General features: G+C 68.9%; 15 protein-coding genes. 14 read left to right on the top strand and 1 reads right to left on the bottom strand.

Annotation, left to right across the window (positions count from 1 at the left end):
- Positions 1 to 61: 61 nt before the first annotated feature.
- Entirely contained in the window at positions 62 to 898 is an 837-nt protein-coding gene (locus ACFWGJ_RS28500) for a C40 family peptidase (RefSeq protein ID WP_387330142.1), read from the bottom strand.
- 789 nt (positions 899 to 1687) lie between these two features.
- Between ACFWGJ_RS28500 and ACFWGJ_RS28495 the strand changes: the two genes are divergently transcribed.
- From ACFWGJ_RS28495 to nuoN, 14 genes are all read left to right on the top strand, one after another.
- Complete coding sequence (locus ACFWGJ_RS28495) at positions 1688 to 2047, top strand: NADH-quinone oxidoreductase subunit A (protein WP_033319564.1); 360 nt, start codon at positions 1688 to 1690, stop codon at positions 2045 to 2047.
- 66 nt (positions 2048 to 2113) lie between these two features.
- Positions 2114 to 2668, top strand: a complete 555-nt coding sequence (locus ACFWGJ_RS28490) for an NADH-quinone oxidoreductase subunit B family protein (RefSeq protein WP_018528252.1) — start codon at positions 2114 to 2116, stop codon at positions 2666 to 2668.
- Positions 2665 to 3456 carry an NADH-quinone oxidoreductase subunit C gene (locus ACFWGJ_RS28485; protein WP_387330139.1) on the top strand — a complete coding sequence of 264 codons (792 nt, stop codon included), beginning with the start codon at positions 2665 to 2667 and terminating at the stop codon, positions 3454 to 3456. The genes ACFWGJ_RS28490 and ACFWGJ_RS28485 overlap by 4 nt, the downstream gene beginning before the upstream one ends.
- Positions 3453 to 4805, top strand: a complete 1353-nt coding sequence (locus ACFWGJ_RS28480; protein WP_387330137.1) for an NADH-quinone oxidoreductase subunit D — start codon at positions 3453 to 3455, stop codon at positions 4803 to 4805. Before ACFWGJ_RS28485 ends, ACFWGJ_RS28480 begins: the two co-directional genes overlap by 4 nt.
- An 80-nt stretch (positions 4806 to 4885) precedes the next feature.
- Positions 4886 to 5785: an NADH-quinone oxidoreductase subunit NuoE gene (gene nuoE, locus ACFWGJ_RS28475; protein WP_387330145.1), complete on the top strand. Its 900-nt coding sequence runs from the start codon at positions 4886 to 4888 to the stop codon at positions 5783 to 5785.
- Complete coding sequence (nuoF, locus tag ACFWGJ_RS28470; RefSeq protein WP_387330135.1) at positions 5785 to 7161, top strand: NADH-quinone oxidoreductase subunit NuoF; 1377 nt, start codon at positions 5785 to 5787, stop codon at positions 7159 to 7161. Before nuoE ends, nuoF begins: the two co-directional genes overlap by 1 nt.
- Complete coding sequence (locus ACFWGJ_RS28465; RefSeq protein WP_387330132.1) at positions 7158 to 9662, top strand: NADH-quinone oxidoreductase subunit G; 2505 nt, start codon at positions 7158 to 7160, stop codon at positions 9660 to 9662. Before nuoF ends, ACFWGJ_RS28465 begins: the two co-directional genes overlap by 4 nt.
- Positions 9659 to 11056, top strand: a complete 1398-nt coding sequence (nuoH, locus tag ACFWGJ_RS28460; protein ID WP_387330129.1) for an NADH-quinone oxidoreductase subunit NuoH — start codon at positions 9659 to 9661, stop codon at positions 11054 to 11056. Before ACFWGJ_RS28465 ends, nuoH begins: the two co-directional genes overlap by 4 nt.
- Positions 11049 to 11690 (top strand): NADH-quinone oxidoreductase subunit NuoI, encoded by a 642-nt coding sequence (gene nuoI / locus ACFWGJ_RS28455; protein WP_267028626.1) that lies wholly within the window; start codon positions 11049 to 11051, stop codon positions 11688 to 11690. The genes nuoH and nuoI overlap by 8 nt, the downstream gene beginning before the upstream one ends.
- Positions 11687 to 12553: an NADH-quinone oxidoreductase subunit J gene (locus ACFWGJ_RS28450; RefSeq protein WP_381833818.1), complete on the top strand. Its 867-nt coding sequence runs from the start codon at positions 11687 to 11689 to the stop codon at positions 12551 to 12553. Before nuoI ends, ACFWGJ_RS28450 begins: the two co-directional genes overlap by 4 nt.
- Positions 12550 to 12849, top strand: a complete 300-nt coding sequence (gene nuoK / locus ACFWGJ_RS28445; RefSeq protein ID WP_069171239.1) for an NADH-quinone oxidoreductase subunit NuoK — start codon at positions 12550 to 12552, stop codon at positions 12847 to 12849. The genes ACFWGJ_RS28450 and nuoK overlap by 4 nt, the downstream gene beginning before the upstream one ends.
- Before the next feature lie 14 nt (positions 12850 to 12863).
- On the top strand, positions 12864 to 14810 hold the full coding sequence (gene nuoL, locus ACFWGJ_RS28440; protein ID WP_387330125.1) for an NADH-quinone oxidoreductase subunit L: 1947 nt from the start codon (positions 12864 to 12866) through the stop codon (positions 14808 to 14810).
- 5 nt (positions 14811 to 14815) lie between these two features.
- Positions 14816 to 16387 (top strand): NADH-quinone oxidoreductase subunit M, encoded by a 1572-nt coding sequence (locus ACFWGJ_RS28435; RefSeq protein WP_387330122.1) that lies wholly within the window; start codon positions 14816 to 14818, stop codon positions 16385 to 16387.
- Positions 16384 to 18033, top strand: coding sequence for an NADH-quinone oxidoreductase subunit NuoN (nuoN, locus tag ACFWGJ_RS28430; RefSeq protein WP_387330119.1), 1650 nt, complete (start codon positions 16384 to 16386; stop codon positions 18031 to 18033). The genes ACFWGJ_RS28435 and nuoN overlap by 4 nt, the downstream gene beginning before the upstream one ends.
- The last annotated feature ends 27 nt before the right edge of the window (positions 18034 to 18060 follow it).

The following is an 18060-nucleotide window of genomic DNA, read 5'->3' as shown; positions in this document are numbered from 1 at the left end:
CCGGGGAAACGGCCCACAAAAGCGTGCAAAAGGGTGTGGCGTGAGGGCGTGTGACCGGAGGTCAGAGCACTCGGACCGCACCGCTCGCCGGGTAGCCCGACAGGTCCTGGATGACGACGCCCTTCGAGGGGTTCGCCGCGTCCAGGTACTGGCCGCCGCCGATGTAGACACCCACGTGGTACGCCGAGCCCGCGCCACCCCAGTACAGGATGTCGCCGACCTGGATGTTGGACAGCGAGACCGGGGTGCCGGCCACCGACTGGTCCTGGGAGACGCGCGGCAGGTCGACACCGACCTGCTTGAACGCCGCCTGGACGAGGCTGGAGCAGTCCCACGCGTCGGGACCGGAGGCGCCCATGACGTACGCGTCGCCGACCTGAGCCCTCAGGAAGCTGATGACGGTCCCGACACTGCCGCTGGCGGGAGCCACGGCGTCGCTGCTCGCGGCCGTGGAGGCCGTCGTGAGGGTCGTGCGGCCCGCGGAGCGGGTGGCGCGCTCGGCGGCCTCCTTGCGGGCCGCCTCGGCCTTCTCCTTGGCCTCAGCCTTCTTCTTCGCGTCCGCGAGGTCCGACTTGGCCTGCTTCGCGGCCTTTTCGGCCGCGGCGTCACGCTCGGCGCGCAGCTGGTAGTCGGCCGCGGCCTGCTGGGTCACCTCCGCGGACTCGGCGACCTGAGCGGTCATGTCTGCCGTGAGGGCGGGCAGCTCGATGGTCTGGGTCACCGGCTCGGCCGCGTTGGCCGTTCCGGCGGCACCGGCCACTGCCAGGGTGCCGAGGACGCCACCGGCAACTCCGGCGCGCATCGCGAGCGCCGAACTGCTGCGAGGCCGGGGTTTCCGGTGGCTTCGTATGTGAGCGGTGTGGGACATAGGGACAACCGGTATCAGGGGCTCCTCCATACCTTCAAGAAACGTGTGGTGCGCCACAATTGTTCAACGGACGCGCGAATCGGGGTCGTGACGCCCTTTATTGACGCCGTAACGGGCATTGCGGACAGTGCCCGACGCGCCTGTGATCACGGCCTTTTCGCGTTACGTCCGAATTGCCCGCGACCTACCACTCGTTGAGCCGGTTGGCCAAGCCCGGTTGTTTCCGGCCTGTTACCGATGTGACGCACGTCACGGAACGGTAGCCCCGGCGACCGCGTTGCGCGTGCGGATCGTGGGGAGACTCGGCACCGATCCGGAGGGTGGCCCGCGATCGGGTCGACGCCGTCCCCCGCTCGTGAACGGATGCACGCGCCCGTGTCGTCCACAACGGACATCCCAACTCCCCCCGACGTGTGAACGAGTTCCTCTATCAAGCGACCCGGTCCAGCACCAATTTGCCTTGGATCCGCGCGGCTTGATAGTGCGCCAACACCTGGACCAGCGACGACGAGCGAAAATGTCACCTCTGGTGATCACTCGGACGCTTCTCGTACGAAGATCGGCACTGATCCGACTTCATGATCCTTCGCCGGGTGGTGGAGATCACAAAGACGTTGTCGTACCCCGTGTCGCAGATCACAGACCGGCAGGCATAGGATGCGGGGCAGTTGGGCTTGTGACCTGCTTCACATGTGCGCGATCTTCGTGTGAGCCGCACGGGGTTCCGCACATCTCACGACCGTCGTGAGGTTCGTGGAGCAGGGGCGACGCCTGATGCAACCGCCAGCAGTCAATGCCGACTGAGAGGAGCGAGGAGCGGTGAACGCGTATGCGCCCATCCTCGTACTGGGAGCCCTCGGGGCAGGCTTTGCGATCTTCTCCGTGGTCATGGCCACGCTTATCGGTCCAAAGCGATACAACCGGGCCAAGCTTGAGGCCTACGAGTGCGGGATCGAGCCGACCCCCACGCCGGCGGGCGGCGGGCGGTTCCCCATCAAGTACTACCTGACGGCGATGCTCTTCATCATTTTCGATATCGAGATCGTCTTCCTCTATCCCTGGGCCGTCACCTTCGACGCGCTCGGGGTCTTCGGGCTCGTGGAGATGCTGCTCTTCGTGCTCACCGTCTTCGTCGCCTACGCGTACGTGTGGCGGCGCGGCGGCCTGGAATGGGACTGAACCCCGCATGGGACTGACCCCCGCAAGGGACTGAGCCCCGTATAGGGGACAGAGGAGCCATTGAGCATGGGACTCGAAGAAAAGCTGCCGAGCGGCTTCCTGCTGACCACCGTCGAGCAGGCCGCGGGGTGGGTGCGCAAGTCGTCCGTCTTTCCCGCCACCTTCGGCCTCGCCTGCTGCGCCATCGAGATGATGACGACAGGGGCGGGCCGCTACGACCTGGCGCGCTTCGGCATGGAGGTCTTCCGCGGCTCACCGCGGCAGGCCGACCTGATGATCGTCGCCGGGCGCGTCAGCCAGAAGATGGCACCGGTTCTGAGGCAGGTCTACGACCAGATGCCGAACCCCAAGTGGGTGATCTCCATGGGGGTCTGCGCCTCTTCGGGCGGCATGTTCAACAACTACGCGATCGTGCAGGGCGTCGATCACATCGTCCCCGTCGACATCTACCTCCCGGGCTGCCCGCCGCGGCCCGAGATGCTGATGGACGCGATCCTCAAGCTCCACCAGAAGATCCAGTCCTCGAAGCTCGGCGTGAACGCCGAGGAAGCGGCCCGTGAGGCGGAGGAAGCGGCGCTCAAGGCGCTCCCCACCATCGAGATGAAGGGGCTGCTGCGGTGAGCGACGCGAACGGCAACGGCAAGAGCCCGACCGGCAAGGGCAAGGACCCGGCAGGCGACGGCACGAACGGCGCCAATCCGGAGAAGGACCTCGGCGCCTCCAACCTCCCGGGCCAGCGCGGCGACGGCGGCGAGGAGATCCGCGTCCAGCGCGGCATGTTCGGCGCCAACAACGGCGGGGACACCTCCGGATACGGCGGTCTGGTCCGCTCGATCCGCCTCCCCGGCCCGGCCGCCCGCCCCTACGGCGGCTGGTTCGACGAGGTCGCCGACGAACTCGAAGGCGCCCTGGAGGAACAGGGCCTCGTCCCGGAGAACGCGATCGACAAGACGATCGTCGACCGCGACGAGCTCACCTTCCACATCGAGCGCGAGCACCTGCTCCAGGTCGCCAGGACCCTGCGTGACGACCCGGCCCTGCGCTTCGAGCTGTGCACCGGGGTGAGCGGGGTGCACTACCCGGCCGACAAGGGCCGTGAACTGCACGCCGTCTACCACCTGCGCTCGCTCACCCACAACCGGCTGATCCGCCTCGAAGTCAGTGCCCCCGACAGCGACCCGCGCATCCCGTCCCTGGTCACGGTCTATCCGACCAACGACTGGCACGAGCGCGAGACGTACGACTTCTTCGGCATCGTCTTCGAAGGTCACCCGGCGCTGACGCGGATCATGATGCCGGACGACTGGCAGGGCTTCCCGCAGCGCAAGGACTATCCCCTCGGCGGTATCGCCGTCGAGTACAAGGGCGCCCAGATCCCGGCTCCGGACCAGCGGAGGTCGTACTCATGAGCACGCAGTCAACGAGCGCGCAGTCGGCGGACGCGCAGTCGGCGTCGGCACGGGAGACCACCGAGGGAACCGTCTACACGGTCACCGGTGGCGACTGGGACGAGGTCGTCCAGACCGCGGCCAAGGCCGACGACGAGCGCATCGTCGTCAACATGGGCCCCCAGCACCCGTCCACCCACGGTGTGCTCCGGCTCATCCTGGAGATCGAGGGCGAGACGGTCACCGAGGCCCGCTGCGGCATCGGCTATCTGCACACCGGCATCGAGAAGAACCTCGAATACCGGACGTGGACCCAGGGCACCACCTTCGTGACGCGCATGGACTACCTGACGTCCTTCTTCAACGAGACGGCCTACTGTCTCGCCGTCGAGAAGCTCCTCGGCATCGAGGACCAGGTCCCGGACCGCGCGACGATCATCCGGGTGCTCCTGATGGAGCTGAACCGGCTCTCCTCGCACCTGGTGTGCATCGCCACCGGCGGTATGGAGCTGGGCGCCACCACGATCATGATCTACGGCTTCCGTGATCGTGAACTCATTCTCGACATCTACGAACTCATCACCGGCCTGCGCATGAACCACGCGTTCATCCGGCCCGGCGGCCTCGCCCAGGACCTGCCCCCGGGCGCGGTGGACCACATCCGCGAGTTCGTGAAGAAGATGCAGAAGAACCTTCCCGAGTACGACAAGCTCGCCACCGGGAACCCCATCTTCAAGGCCCGTATGCAGGACGTCGGCCACCTGGACCTGACCGGCTGCATGGCCCTCGGTGCCACCGGACCGATCCTGCGGTCCGCCGGCCTCCCGCACGACCTGCGCAAGGCCCAGCCGTACTGCGGCTACGAGACGTACGACTTCGACGTCCCGACCACGGACACCGCCGACGCGTACGGGCGCTTCCTCATCCGGCTCGAAGAGATGCGCCAGTCGCTCGCGATCGTCGAGCAGTGCCTGGACCGGCTGCAGCCCGGCCCGGTCATGGTCACCGACAAGAAGATCGCCTGGCCCGCCCAGCTCGCGCTCGGCCCCGACGGCCTCGGCAACTCGCTCGACCACATCAAGAAGATCATGGGCACCTCCATGGAGGCCCTGATCCACCACTTCAAGCTGGTGACCGAGGGCTTCCGCGTCCCGCCGGGACAGGCGTACGCGGCCGTCGAGTCACCCAAGGGGGAACTCGGGGTGCACGCCGTGTCCGACGGAGGCACCCGCCCCTACCGGGTCCACTACCGGGACCCGTCCTTCACCAACCTGCAGGCCATGGCGGCGATGTGCGAGGGCGGCCAGGTCGCCGACGTCATCGTGGCCGTCGCCTCCATCGACCCCGTGATGGGAGGCGTCGACCGGTGACCACCATTCCTTCCGGGCCGGGCGTACAGCCACAGGGCACACAGCCGCAGGGCCCGGGGCCGCAGGGCGTCAGCCTGGGCATGCCCCAACTGCCCGCGCCCGACTATCCGGCCGACGTCCGGACCCGGCTCGAAGCGGACGCGCGCGAGGTCATCGCCCGCTACCCGGACTCCCGGTCCGCCCTCCTTCCGCTGCTGCACCTCGTGCAGTCGGAGGAAGGCCATGTCACGCGCACGGGGCAGCGGTTCTGCGCGGAGATGCTCGGCCTCACCACCGCCGAGGTGACCGCGGTCGCCACCTTCTACTCCATGTACCGCCGCAAGCCGAGCGGCGACTACCAGGTCGGCGTCTGCACCAACACGCTGTGCGCGGTCATGGGCGGTGACGCGATCTTCGAAGCCCTCCAGGAGCACCTGGGCGTCGGCAACGGCGAGACCACCGACGACGGCAAGGTCACCCTGGAGCACATCGAGTGCAACGCGGCCTGCGACTTCGCGCCGGTCGTGATGGTCAACTGGGAGTTCTTCGACAACCAGACCGTCGACAGCGCGAAGGGCCTCGTCGACGACCTGCGCGCGGGCACGCAGGTCGAGCCGACCCGCGGCGCCCCCCTGTGCACGTTCAAGGACACCGCCCGCATCCTGGCGGGCTTCCCCGACGAGCGCCCCGGCGCGGTCGAGGCGAGCGGCGGCGCGGGCCCCGCCTCGCTGGTGGGCCTGCGGCTGGCCAAGGGGGAGACGGGTCCCGCGCGCGTGGTGCATCCACGCGGCTCCGAGGCCGCCGGATCTCCCGGATCCGCCGGCCCTGCCGGGTCTGCCGGATCCTCGCGTGACGGGTCGGCGCACGACCCGTCCCCGGCCGACCCGTCGCCGTCCGGACAGCCCTCGTCCAAGCACCTCAGTTCGCACGACGCACCGCAGGACACGTCGGCGTCCGACCCGGACCACCCGGCCGGGCCCGCCGCCGAGGAGGGGGAGTGATGACCTTGTCCACTCAGTACGGGGGCACCTCCCGGCCACAGACCGGAGCGGACCCCGAGAAGGTGCTCGCACCGGTGCTGTCGGCCTTCTGGGACGAGGACAAGTCCTGGACGCTGGACACCTACCGGCGCCACGACGGCTACGAGGGCCTGCGCAAGGCGCTCGCCATGTCACCGGACGATCTCATCGCCTACGTGAAGGAATCCGGACTGCGCGGCCGGGGCGGCGCGGGATTCCCGACGGGAATGAAGTGGCAGTTCATTCCCCAGGGCGACGGAAAGCCTCACTATCTAGTTGTCAACGCCGACGAATCGGAGCCCGGGACCTGCAAGGACATCCCGCTCCTCTTCGCGAACCCGCACAGCCTCATCGAGGGCATCGTGATCGCCTGTTACGCGATCCGGTCTTCGCATGCGTTCATCTATCTGCGGGGTGAAGTCGTCCCCGTACTGCGGCGGTTGCACGAAGCCGTGCGCGAGGCGCAGGAGGCGGGCTACCTGGGGGGGAACATCCTGGGCAGCGGACTCGATCTCCAGCTCACCGTGCACGCGGGCGCGGGCGCGTACATCTGTGGTGAGGAGACCGCGCTCCTCGACTCGCTCGAAGGCCGCCGTGGGCAGCCGCGACTCCGTCCCCCCTTCCCTGCGGTCGCGGGACTTTATGCCTGTCCCACTGTGGTGAACAACGTCGAGTCGATCGCGTCGGTTCCCGCGATTCTCCACAAGGGCAAGGAATGGTTCCGCTCGATGGGCAGCGAGAAGTCGCCGGGCTTCACGCTCTACTCGCTCAGCGGCCATGTCACCAGCCCAGGACAGTACGAGGCCCCGCTCGGTGTCACCCTGCGCCAGCTCCTCGACATGAGCGGCGGCATCCGGGCCGGGCACCGCCTCAAGTTCTGGACGCCGGGCGGCTCCTCGACCCCGATGTTCACCGACGAACACCTCGACGTCCCCCTCGACTACGAGGGAGTGGGCGCCGCGGGTTCCATGCTCGGCACGAAGGCACTCCAGTGCTTCGACGAGACGACCTGTGTCGTGCGGGCCGTCACCCGGTGGACCGAGTTCTACGCCCACGAGTCCTGCGGCAAGTGCACACCCTGCCGCGAAGGGACGTACTGGCTCGTGCAGTTGCTGCGCGACATCGAGGCCGGCAAGGGCGTCATGTCCGACCTCGACAAGCTGAACGACATCGCCGACAACATCAACGGCAAGTCCTTCTGCGCCCTCGGTGACGGCGCCGCCTCACCGATCTTCTCCTCCCTCAAGTACTTCCGTGAGGAGTACGAGGAGCACATCACGGGCCGCGGCTGCCCCTTCGACCCCGCCAGGTCGACGGCCTGGGCCGACAAGGACAAGCACACGGAGGTGAACGCATGACCGTGACCACCAGCGCTCCCTCCGGAGGCGGGGAAGCGGCGGTCCCGCCGGAGGACCTCGTCTCGCTGACCATCGACGGCGTCGAGATCAGCGTGCCCAAGGGCACCCTGGTCATCCGCGCCGCCGAACAGCTCGGCATCGAGATCCCCCGCTTCTGCGACCACCCCCTCCTCGACCCGGCCGGCGCCTGCCGCCAGTGCATCGTCGAGGTCGAGGGCCAGCGCAAGCCCATGGCGTCCTGCACGATCACCTGCACGGACGGGATGGTCGTCAAGACCCATCTCACCTCTCCTGTCGCCGAGAAGGCCCAGAAGGGTGTGATGGAGCTGCTGCTCATCAACCACCCGCTGGACTGCCCCGTCTGCGACAAGGGCGGCGAGTGCCCGCTGCAGAACCAGGCCATGTCGCACGGCGACTCCGAGTCCCGCTTCGAGGGGAAGAAGCGGACGTACGAGAAGCCCGTCCCGATCTCCACCCAGGTGCTGCTGGACCGCGAGCGGTGCGTGCTGTGCGCCCGCTGCACCCGGTTCTCCAACCAGGTCGCGGGCGACCCCATGATCGAACTGATCGAGCGGGGCGCGCTCCAGCAGGTCGGCACCGGCGACGGCGACCCCTTCGAGTCGTACTTCTCCGGGAACACCATCCAGATCTGTCCCGTCGGGGCGCTCACCTCGGCGGCGTACCGATTCCGCTCGCGGCCCTTCGACCTCGTCTCCTCGCCGTCGGTGTGCGAGCACTGCTCCGGCGGCTGCGCGACCCGCACCGACCACCGGCGCGGCAAGGTCATGCGGCGCATCGCGGCCAACGACCCCGAGGTCAACGAGGAGTGGATCTGCGACAAGGGGAGGTTCGGCTTCCGGTACGCGCAGCAGCGGGACCGGCTGACGACACCCCTGGTGCGCGGCGAATCCGGTGCGCTGGAGCCCGCCTCGTGGCCCGAGGCACTGGAGGCGGCGGCCCAGGGGCTCCTGGCGGCCCGCTCCCGCGCCGGTGTCCTCACCGGCGGCCGGCTGACCGTCGAGGACTCCTACGCGTACAGCAAGTTCGCGCGCGTGGCCCTCGACACGAACGACATCGACTTCCGCGCGCGCGTACACAGCGCCGAGGAGGCCGACTTCCTGGCCGCCCGCGTCGCCGGCCGCGGCCGGGACCTCGACGGTACGGGCGTCACGTACACGGCGCTGGAGAAGGCGCCCGCGGTCCTGCTCGCCGGATTCGAGTCCGAGGAGGAGGCGCCCGGCGTCTTCCTGCGGCTGCGCAAGGCCTGGCGCGGACACGGACAGCAGACCTTCTCGCTGGCCACGCACGCCACCCGCGGACTGGAGAAGGCGGGCGGCACCCTGCTGTCGGCCGCCCCCGGCACCGAGACCGCGTGGCTGGACGCGCTCGCCTCCGGCACCGGCCTGGAGGACGACGGGGCGAAGGCCGCCGAGGCACTGCGCCTGCCGGGCGCCGTGATCGTCGTCGGGGAACGGCTGGCCTCCGTGGCGGGCGGGCTGACCGCCGCCGTACGGACCGCCACCGCCACCGGCGCCCAGCTCGTGTGGATCCCGCGCAGGGCCGGGGAGCGCGGCGCGATCGAGGCGGGGGCGATGCCCTCGCTGCTGCCCGGCGGACGCCCCGCCACCGACCCGCGCGCGCGGGACGAGGTCACCCAGGCCTGGAAGATCGCCGCGCTTCCGCACCGGCACGGCCGCGACACCGGACAGATCGTCGAGGCCGCCGCCACCGGCGAACTCTCCGCGCTCGTCGTGGCGGGCGTGGAGGTCGCCGACCTCCCCGACCCCACACGCGCGCGTGCGGCCCTGTCCGAGGTGGGCTTCCTGGTCTCGCTGGAACTGCGGCCCAGCGAGATCACCGAGCACGCGGACGTCGTGTTCCCGGTCGCCGCGGTCGCCGAGAAGGCGGGCACCTTCCTCAACTGGGAGGGCCGGGCGCGCCTCTTCGAGGCCGCTCTCAAGCCCGACCAGATGACCCGCAGGGTGGCGCCCACCGACGCGCGCGTCCTGCAGATGCTGGCCGACGCCATGGACGTCCACCTGGGGCTGCCCGACCTGCGGACCGTGCGCGCCGAACTGGACCGGCTCGGCGCCTGGGACGGGCCGCGGGCCACCGAACCGCTGGAGAGCGCGGCGCACGCGCCGCGGCCCGCCGCCGGGGAGGCCGTGCTCGCCGGGCACCGACTGCTGCTCGACCAGGGGCGCCTCCAGGAGGGCGACGAGGCGCTCGCCGGGACCCGGCACGAGGCCCACGCGCGCGTGTCGGCCGCCACGGCCGCCGAGGCGGGCGTCAAGGACGGCGACACGCTGGCCGTGACCGGACCCTCGGGAGCCGTCGAACTCCCGCTGCGGATCACGCAGATGCCCGACCGGGTGGTCTGGCTCCCGCTGAACTCCGCCGGGGGAGGCGTCGCCTCGGACACGGGCGCGACCCCCGGCGCACTCGTCCGCATCGGACCGGCGACGCTCGCCGGCGAGGCCCCCAAGGAGGTGGAGGCATGACCCCGAACCTCACCGCGTCGGTCCACCTGGCCGCGGAGGACCTCTCCGTGTTCGGCCGGGACGTCTGGTGGCTCGTCGTCATCAAGGCGGTCTTCTGCTTCGCCTTCCTGATGCTGACCGTGCTCTTCTCCATCGTGTGGGAGCGCAAGGTCGTCGCCTGGATGCAGCTGCGCATCGGCCCCAACCGGCACGGCCCCTGGGGCATGCTCCAGTCGCTCGCCGACGGCATCAAGCTGATGCTCAAGGAAGACCTGATCGTCAAGCGCGCGGACAAGGTCGTCTACGTCCTCGCGCCGATCGTGGCGGCCATCCCGGCCTTCATGGCGATCGCCGTGATCCCCTTCGGGCCGCCCGGCAACGAGATCTCGATCTTCGGCCAGCGCACCACCATGCAGCTCACCGACCTGCCGATCGCGATGCTCTACATCCTCGCGGTCGCCTCGGTCGGCATCTACGGCATCGTGCTCGCGGGCTGGTCCTCCGGGTCCACGTATCCGCTGCTCGGCGGCCTGCGCTCGTGCGCGCAGATGATCTCCTACGAGATCGCCATGGGCGCCGCGTTCGCGTCGGTGTTCCTGTACTCCGGCTCGATGTCCACCTCGGAGATCGTCGCCCAGCAGCAGGACCGCTGGTACATCGTCCTGCTGCCGGTGTCGTTCCTGATCTACATCGTGACGATGGTCGGCGAGACCAACCGCGCCCCCTTCGACATGCCGGAGTCCGAGGGCGACCTCGTCGGCGGCTTCAACACCGAGTACTCGTCCATCAAGTTCGCGCTGTTCATGCTCGCCGAGTACGTGAACATGGTGACCGTCTCGGCGGTCTCCGTGACGCTCTTCCTGGGCGGCTGGCGGGCTCCCTGGCCGATCAGCACCTTCTGGGAGGGCGCCAACCACGGCTGGTGGCCGATGCTGTGGTTCGTCGTCAAGGTGCAGCTGCTGCTGTTCTTCTTCATCTGGCTGCGCGGCACGCTGCCCCGCGTCCGCTACGACCAGCTGATGAAGCTCGGCTGGAAGGTCCTGATCCCGGTCTCCGTGGTCTGGCTGATGCTCGTGGCGACCGTACGGACCCTGCGCAACGAGAACTACGACTTCGCCGACATCGCCCTGTACGTGGGCGGCGGGGTCCTCGTCCTGCTGCTGCTCTCGTTCGTCGCCGACATGTTCCGCGAACGCAAGGACGCCGAGGGCGCCCGCCAGGCGCTGGACGACACCGCCGCCTTCGACCCGATGGCGGGCGGCTATCCCGTGCCGCCGCTGCCCGGACAGGAGTTGCCGCCGGTGCCCCGGCGCCGCCCGCGCCGGGAGCGGGAGTTGATTGTCAGTGGTGGCGTGAATACTGACAGTGACGGATCCGATGGACCTCGTGACGGAAAGGAGGCGTCCGATGGCTGATGAGCAGAAGGAGACCAAACCCGGTTTCCAGAACCCCGTCGCAGGCTTCGGCGTGACCTTCAAGGCCATGTTCAAGAAGCGGCTGACCGAGCAGTATCCGGAGCAGCAGAAGACCACCGCACCGCGCTTCCACGGCCGGCACCAGCTCAACCGGCATCCGGACGGCCTGGAGAAGTGCGTCGGCTGCGAGCTGTGCGCCTGGGCCTGTCCCGCCGACGCCATCTACGTGGAGGGCGCGGACAACACCGAGGAGGAGCGCTACTCCCCGGGCGAGCGGTACGGGCGCGTCTACCAGATCAACTACGCCCGCTGCATCCTGTGCGGCCTGTGCATCGAGGCGTGCCCCACGCGCGCGCTGACGATGACCAACGAGTTCGAGCTGGCCGACAGCAGCCGCGCCAACCTCATCTACACCAAGGAGCAGCTGCTCGCCGGTCTGGAGGAGGGCATGGTCGAGTCGCCGCACTCGATCTTCCCGGGCACGGACGAGCAGGACTACTACCGCGGGCTGGTCACGGAGGCCGCGCCGGGCACGGTGCCGCAGGTCGCCGTCTCCAAGGGCGAGGTCCCGCAGGAGGGCGAGTCCACCTTCGGTCCGGACGAGCCCGCCTCGGAGCAGGTGATCGGCCGATGACCGCTCAACTGGCCGCCCACTCAGGCTCCCTGGCCGCCGACGCCGGCACCTCGCTGGCGGCCTACTCGACCTCCACGGGCGAGGCCGTCCAGTTCTGGATCCTCGGTACGGTCGCGGTGATCGGCGCCCTGTGCACCGTCCTCATGAAGAAGTCGGTGCACAGCGCGCTCTGCCTCGCCGGAACCATGATCATTCTGGCGGTGTTCTACCTCGCCAACGGCGCCTACTTCCTGGGCATCGTGCAGGTCGTCGTCTACACCGGCGCGATCATGATGCTGTTCCTCTTCGTGGTCATGCTCGTCGGTGTCACCGCGGCGGACTCCCTGAAGGAGACCATCAGGGGCCAGCGCTGGCTGGCCGTCCTGTGCGGCCTCGGCTTCGGCATCCTGCTGTGCGCGGGCATCGGCAACGCGTCACTGAGCGAGTTCGAGGGCCTGGCCCAGGCCAACGCCGGCGGCAACGTGGAGGGCCTCGCGGCCCTCATCTTCACGAAGTACGTCTTCGCCTTCGAGATCACCGGCGCCCTGCTCATCACGGCTGCCGTCGGCGCCATGGTGCTCACCCACCGCGAGCGCACCGAGCGGGCCAGGACCCAGCGCGAGCTGGCCGAGGCACGTGTCCGGGCGAACAAGCAGCTTCCGCCGCTGCCCGCACCCGGTGTGTACGCCCGGCACAACGCGGTGGACATCGCCGGTCTCCTCCCGGACGGCACCCCGTCCGAACTGACCGTCATCAGCACGCTGCGCGAGCGCGGCCAGATCCGCGATGTGTCGGACCAGGCCATCAAGGACCTCAAGGCGCTCGAACAGCGTTCCGGGGAGCGGCTCGGCCGCGAAGGCCGCGAAGAGGAGGCCGCGAAGTGAACCCCGTCAACTATCTCTACCTCGCCGCCCTGTTGTTCACGATCGGCGCCTCGGGTGTCCTGATCAGGCGCAACGCGATCGTGGTGTTCATGTGCATCGAGCTGATGCTCAACGCCTGCAACCTCGCGTTCGTCGCCTTCTCCCGGATGCACGGCAATCTCGACGGCCAGATCATCGCGTTCTTCACGATGGTCGTCGCCGCCGCGGAGGTCGTGGTCGGGCTCGCGATCATCGTGTCGCTGTTCCGTTCCCGCCACTCGGCCTCGGTCGACGACGCCAGCCTGATGAAGCTGTAAGGGGTCGCTGAATCGTGGAGAATCTGATTGCGCTGCTGGTAGCGGCGCCTCTGCTCGGAGCGGCCGTACTGCTGTGCGGCGGCAGGCGGCTCGATGCCGTCGGCCACTGGATCGGCACGGTCCTCGCGTCCGCCTCCTTCGTGATCGGCGCGATCCTCTTCGCCGACATGCTGGGCAAGGACGAGGAGCACCGGGCCCTCGCGCAGCACCTGTTCAGCTGGATCCCCGTCGAGGGCTTCCAGGCGGACGTCGCCTTCCAGCTCGACCAGCTGTCGATGACGTTCGTGCTGCTGATCACCGGCGTCGGCTCGCTCATCCACGTGTACTCGATCGGGTACATGGAGCACGACGAGCGCCGCCGCCGCTTCTTCGGCTATCTGAACCTGTTCCTCGCGGCGATGCTGCTGCTCGTCCTCGCCGACAACTACCTGCTGCTGTACGTCGGCTGGGAGGGCGTGGGCCTCGCCTCGTACCTGCTCATCGGTTTCTGGCAGCACAAGCCCAGTGCCGCGACCGCCGCGAAGAAGGCCTTCCTGGTCAACCGCGTCGGCGACATGGGCCTGTCGATCGCCATCATGCTGATGTTCACCACCTTCGGGACCTTCGCCTTCGGGCCGGTCCTGGAGGCCACCGGTGAGACGGGCGAGGGCAAGCTCACCGCCATCGGATTGATGCTGCTGCTCGCCGCGTGCGGCAAGTCCGCCCAGGTGCCGCTGCAGTCCTGGCTCGGCGACGCGATGGAGGGCCCGACCCCGGTCTCGGCCCTTATCCACGCCGCGACCATGGTGACCGCCGGTGTGTACCTGATCGTCCGCTCCGGGGAGATCTTCAACGCCGCCCCTGACGCCCAGCTCGTCACCACCGTCGTCGGAGCGGTCACGCTGCTCTTCGGTGCGATCGTCGGTTGCGCCAAGGACGACATCAAGAAGGCGCTCGCCGGTTCGACCATGTCGCAGATCGGCTACATGATCCTCGCGGCGGGCCTCGGCCCGATCGGGTACGTCTTCGCGATCATGCACCTGGTGACGCACGGCTTCTTCAAGGCCGGGCTCTTCCTCGGCGCCGGTTCGGTCATGCACGGCATGAACGACGAGGTCGACATGAGGAAGTACGGCGGCCTGCGCAAGCACATGCCCATCACCTTCGTGACGTTCGGCCTCGGCTACCTCGCCATCATCGGCTTCCCGGGCCTGTCCGGCTTCTTCTCCAAGGACAAGATCATCGAGGCCGCCTTCGCCAAGGGCGGCACCGAGGGCTGGATCCTCGGAAGCGTCGCCCTGCTGGGCGCGGCCATCACCGCGTTCTACATGACGCGCGTGATGCTGATGACGTTCTTCGGAGAGGAGCGCTGGCGCAACCGGCCGACCGCCTCCCCGGCCGAGTCGGACGTGGAGCCGGCCGCCGAGCACCAGGGCGCCCACGCGGAGCCGCACCCGCACGAGTCGCCGAGGTCCATGACGATCCCCATGATCGTGCTGGCCTTCGGATCGGTCTTCGCGGGCGGCTTCTTCGGCATCGGCGACCGCTTCCTGCACTGGCTGGAGCCCGTCACCGAGCACGCGCACGGACACCCGCCGATCGGCGCGACCACCGTCACCCTCTCCACGATGGTCGTGCTCGTCATCGGCGTCGGCCTCGCCTGGCTCCAGTACGGGCGCCGCCCCGTCCCGGTCGTCGCCCCGCGCGGCTCCCTGCTCACCCGGGCCGCCCGGCGCGACCTCCTCCAGGACGACTTCAACCACGTCGTCCTGGTGCGCGGCGGCGAACACCTCACGCGCTCCCTGGTGTACGTCGACCACACCCTGGTCGACGGGGTCGTCAACGGCACGGCGGCCTCGATGGGCGGTCTGTCCGGACGGCTCCGCAAGCTGCAGAACGGCTACGCGCGCTCGTACGCCGTCTCGATGTTCGGCGGTGCGGCGATCCTCATCGCCGCGACCCTGCTGATGAGGGCGGTCTGATACCGATGTCCTTTCCTCTGCTGACAGCGACGGCGGCCCTCCCGGCGATCGGGGCGATCGCCACGGCCGCCGTGCCGGCCGCCCGCCGCACCGCCGCCAAATGGCTGGCGCTGCTCGTCTCGCTCGCCACCCTGGCCCTCGCCGTCGTCGTCCTGGTCCGCTTCGACCCCGACGGCGACCGCTACCAGCTCACCGAATCGCACTCCTGGATCAAGGACTTCGGGGTGCGGTACGAGCTGGGCGTGGACGGCATCGCGGTGGCGCTGATCGCGCTGACCGCCCTGCTCATCCCGTTCGTGATCCTCGCGGGCTGGCACGACGCCGACCCGCTGGAGACCCACAGCAGCCGGTGGCGGCCGACCCAGGGCTTCTTCGCCCTGATCCTCGGCGTCGAGGCGATGGTGATCATCTCCTTCGAGGCCACCGACGTCTTCCTCTTCTACATCTTCTTCGAAGCCATGCTCATCCCGATGTACTTCCTCATCGGCGGCTTCGGGGACCGGGCCCACGCGGGCTCGGACGAACACGCGGCGGCACAGCGTTCGTACGCCGCCGTGAAGTTCCTCCTCTACAACCTGGCCGGCGGCCTGATCATGCTGGCCGCCGTGATCGGCCTCTACGTGGTGGCGGGGAACTTCTCGCTCCAGGAGATCGCCGAGGCCCGCGCCAACGGCTCGCTGGACATGGCGACCAACACCGAACGATGGCTGTTCCTGGGCTTCTTCTTCGCCTTCGCGGTGAAGGCGCCCCTGTGGCCGCTGCACACCTGGCTGCCGAACGCCATGGGGGAGTCCACCGCCCCGGTCGCCGTCCTGATCACCGCGGTGGTCGACAAGGTCGGCACCTTCGCGATGCTCCGCTTCTGCCTCCAGCTCTTCCCGGAGGCCTCGAAGTGGGCGACGCCCGTGATCCTCGTCCTCGCCCTGATCAGCATCGTCTACGGGGCGCTGCTCGCGGTCGGCCAGCGCGACATCAAGCGCCTGGTGGCGTACGCGTCGATCTCCCACTTCGGGTTCATCATCATGGGCATCTTCGCGATGACCAGCCAGGGCCAGTCGGGCGCGACGCTCTACATGGTCAACCACGGGATCTCGACCGCCGCGCTGATGCTGGTGGCCGGCTTCCTGATCACCCGGCGCGGCTCGCGCCTGATCGCCGACTACGGAGGGGTGCAGAAGGTCGCCCCGGTGCTCGCCGGCACCTTCCTGATCGGCAGCCTGGCGACGCTGTCGCTGCCGGGACTCGCACCGTTCGTCAGTGAGTTCCTGGTCCTGATCGGCACGTTCGCGCGCTACCCGGTGATCGGGATCATCGCCACCTTCGGCATCGTCCTCGCCGCGCTCTACACCCTCGTCCTCTACCAGCGGACGATGACGGGCCCGGTGAAGCCCGAGGTCTCGGCGATGCCCGACCTCAAGGTGCGCGAGCTCGTGGTGGTCGCCCCCCTGATCGCTTTGCTGATCTTCCTCGGCGTCTATCCGAAGCCCCTGACCGACATCGTCAACCCGGCGGTCAAGCAGACCATGTCCGACGTACACAAGAAGGACCCCAAGCCCGAGGTGGAGGCCGCCAAGTGAGCGCTACAGCCGTCCACAGCCTGTGGACAACGGCGGCCGATCCGATCCAGAAGATCGACGCGCCGAACATCGAGTACGGGCAGCTGTCGCCCACCCTGATCGTCATCGGGGCGGCGGTGATCGGCATCCTGGTCGAGGCCTTCGTGCCCCGCAGGTCCCGCTACTACGTGCAGGTCTTCGTCTCCGTCGTCGCCCTCGCCGCCGCGTTCGCCGCGGTGGTCGCCCTCGCGGCGAGCGGATACGGCACCACGAAGGCCGGGATCGCCGCGATGGGCGCCGTCGCGGTCGACGGACCCGCGCTCTTCCTGCAGGGCGTCATCCTGCTGGCCGGTGTACTGGGCGTGTTCACGTTCGCCGAACGGCGCCTCGATCCCGTGGCGCACGGCAACCGCGTCGACTCGTTCGCCGCACAGGCCGCCTCCGTACCGGGCAGCGACAGCGAGAAGGCCGCGGTCAAGGCGGGATTCACCACCACCGAGGTGTTCCCGCTGCTGCTCTTCGCCATCGGCGGCATGCTCGTCTTCCCCGCGGCGAACGACCTGCTGACCCTCTTCATCGCGCTGGAGGTCTTCTCGCTGCCGCTGTACCTGCTGTGCGCCGTGGCCCGCCGCAAGCGGATCATGTCGCAGGAGGCCGCGGTCAAGTACTTCCTGCTCGGCGCCTTCGCCTCCGCGTTCACCCTCTTCGGCATCGCCCTGCTCTACGGCTACGCCGGCTCCGTGTCGTACGCGACGATCGCCCAGGTCGTCGACGGCACGGTCGAGACGGTGAACCCGGCCCTCGCCGACACCATGGGCAACGACGCGCTGCTGCTCATCGGCGCCGCGATGGTCGTCATGGGCCTGCTCTTCAAGGTCGGCGCGGTGCCGTTCCACATGTGGACCCCGGACGTCTACCAGGGCGCTCCGACCCCGGTGACCGGCTTCATGGCCGCCGCGACCAAGGTGGCCGCCTTCGGCGCGCTGCTGCGGCTCCTGTACGTCGTCCTGCCGGGCCTGCGCTGGGACTGGCGGCCGGTGATGATGGGCGTCGCGGTCGTCACCATGCTGGGCGGCGCGATCGTCGCGATCACCCAGACCGACATCAAGCGGCTCCTCGCGTACTCGTCCATCGCGCACGCGGGATTCATCCTCGCGGGTGTCATCGCGATGACACCGGACGGTGTGTCGTCGGTGCTCTTCTACCTGGGCGCCTACTCGTTCGTGACGATCGGCGCGTTCGCGGTGGTCACCCTCGTGCGCGACGCGGGCGGCGAGGCCACGCACCTGTCCAAGTGGGCCGGCCTCGGACGCAGGTCACCGCTGGTGGCGGCCGTGTTCGCGGTCTATCTGCTGGCCTTCGCGGGCATCCCGCTGACCTCCGGCTTCGCGGGCAAGTTCGCCGTGTTCAAGGCGGCGGCCGAGGGCGGTGCGAGTGCGCTGGTCGTGGTCGGTGTGATCTCGTCGGCCATCGCGGCGTTCTTCTACATCCGGGTGATCGTGCTGATGTTCTTCAGCGAGCCGCGTCCGGAGGGACCCACGGTCGCCGTGCCGTCGCCCCTGACGATGACGGCCATCGCGGTGGGCGTGGCGGTCACGCTGGTGCTCGGTGTGGCGCCGCAGTACTTCCTGGACCTGGCGGGTCAGGCGGGCGTCTTCGTCCGCTGAGGTCTCCCGGTCCGTGGGCCCCGGTTC

The organism is Streptomyces sp. NPDC060205, assembly GCF_042728395.1.
In the GTDB taxonomy this organism is placed as follows: domain Bacteria; phylum Actinomycetota; class Actinomycetes; order Streptomycetales; family Streptomycetaceae; genus Streptomyces.
This window is presented reverse-complemented; position numbering and strand designations above follow the sequence as displayed.

Bases quoted from the DNA above. Each gene is read 5' to 3' on its own strand.
- ACFWGJ_RS28500 (WP_387330142.1), bottom strand. From the start codon at position 898: ATGGAGGAGCCCCTGATACCGGTTGTCCCTATGTCCCACACCGCTCAC.
- ACFWGJ_RS28490 (WP_018528252.1), top strand. From the start codon at position 2,114: ATGGGACTCGAAGAAAAGCTGCCGAGCGGCTTCCTGCTGACCACCGTC.
- ACFWGJ_RS28480 (WP_387330137.1), top strand. From the start codon at position 3,453: ATGAGCACGCAGTCAACGAGCGCGCAGTCGGCGGACGCGCAGTCGGCG.
- nuoE (WP_387330145.1), top strand. From the start codon at position 4,886: ATGCCCCAACTGCCCGCGCCCGACTATCCGGCCGACGTCCGGACCCGG.
- nuoF (WP_387330135.1), top strand. From the start codon at position 5,785: ATGACCTTGTCCACTCAGTACGGGGGCACCTCCCGGCCACAGACCGGA.
- ACFWGJ_RS28465 (WP_387330132.1), top strand. From the start codon at position 7,158: ATGACCGTGACCACCAGCGCTCCCTCCGGAGGCGGGGAAGCGGCGGTC.
- nuoH (WP_387330129.1), top strand. From the start codon at position 9,659: ATGACCCCGAACCTCACCGCGTCGGTCCACCTGGCCGCGGAGGACCTC.
- nuoI (WP_267028626.1), top strand. From the start codon at position 11,049: ATGGCTGATGAGCAGAAGGAGACCAAACCCGGTTTCCAGAACCCCGTC.
- ACFWGJ_RS28450 (WP_381833818.1), top strand. From the start codon at position 11,687: ATGACCGCTCAACTGGCCGCCCACTCAGGCTCCCTGGCCGCCGACGCC.
- ACFWGJ_RS28435 (WP_387330122.1), top strand. From the start codon at position 14,816: ATGTCCTTTCCTCTGCTGACAGCGACGGCGGCCCTCCCGGCGATCGGG.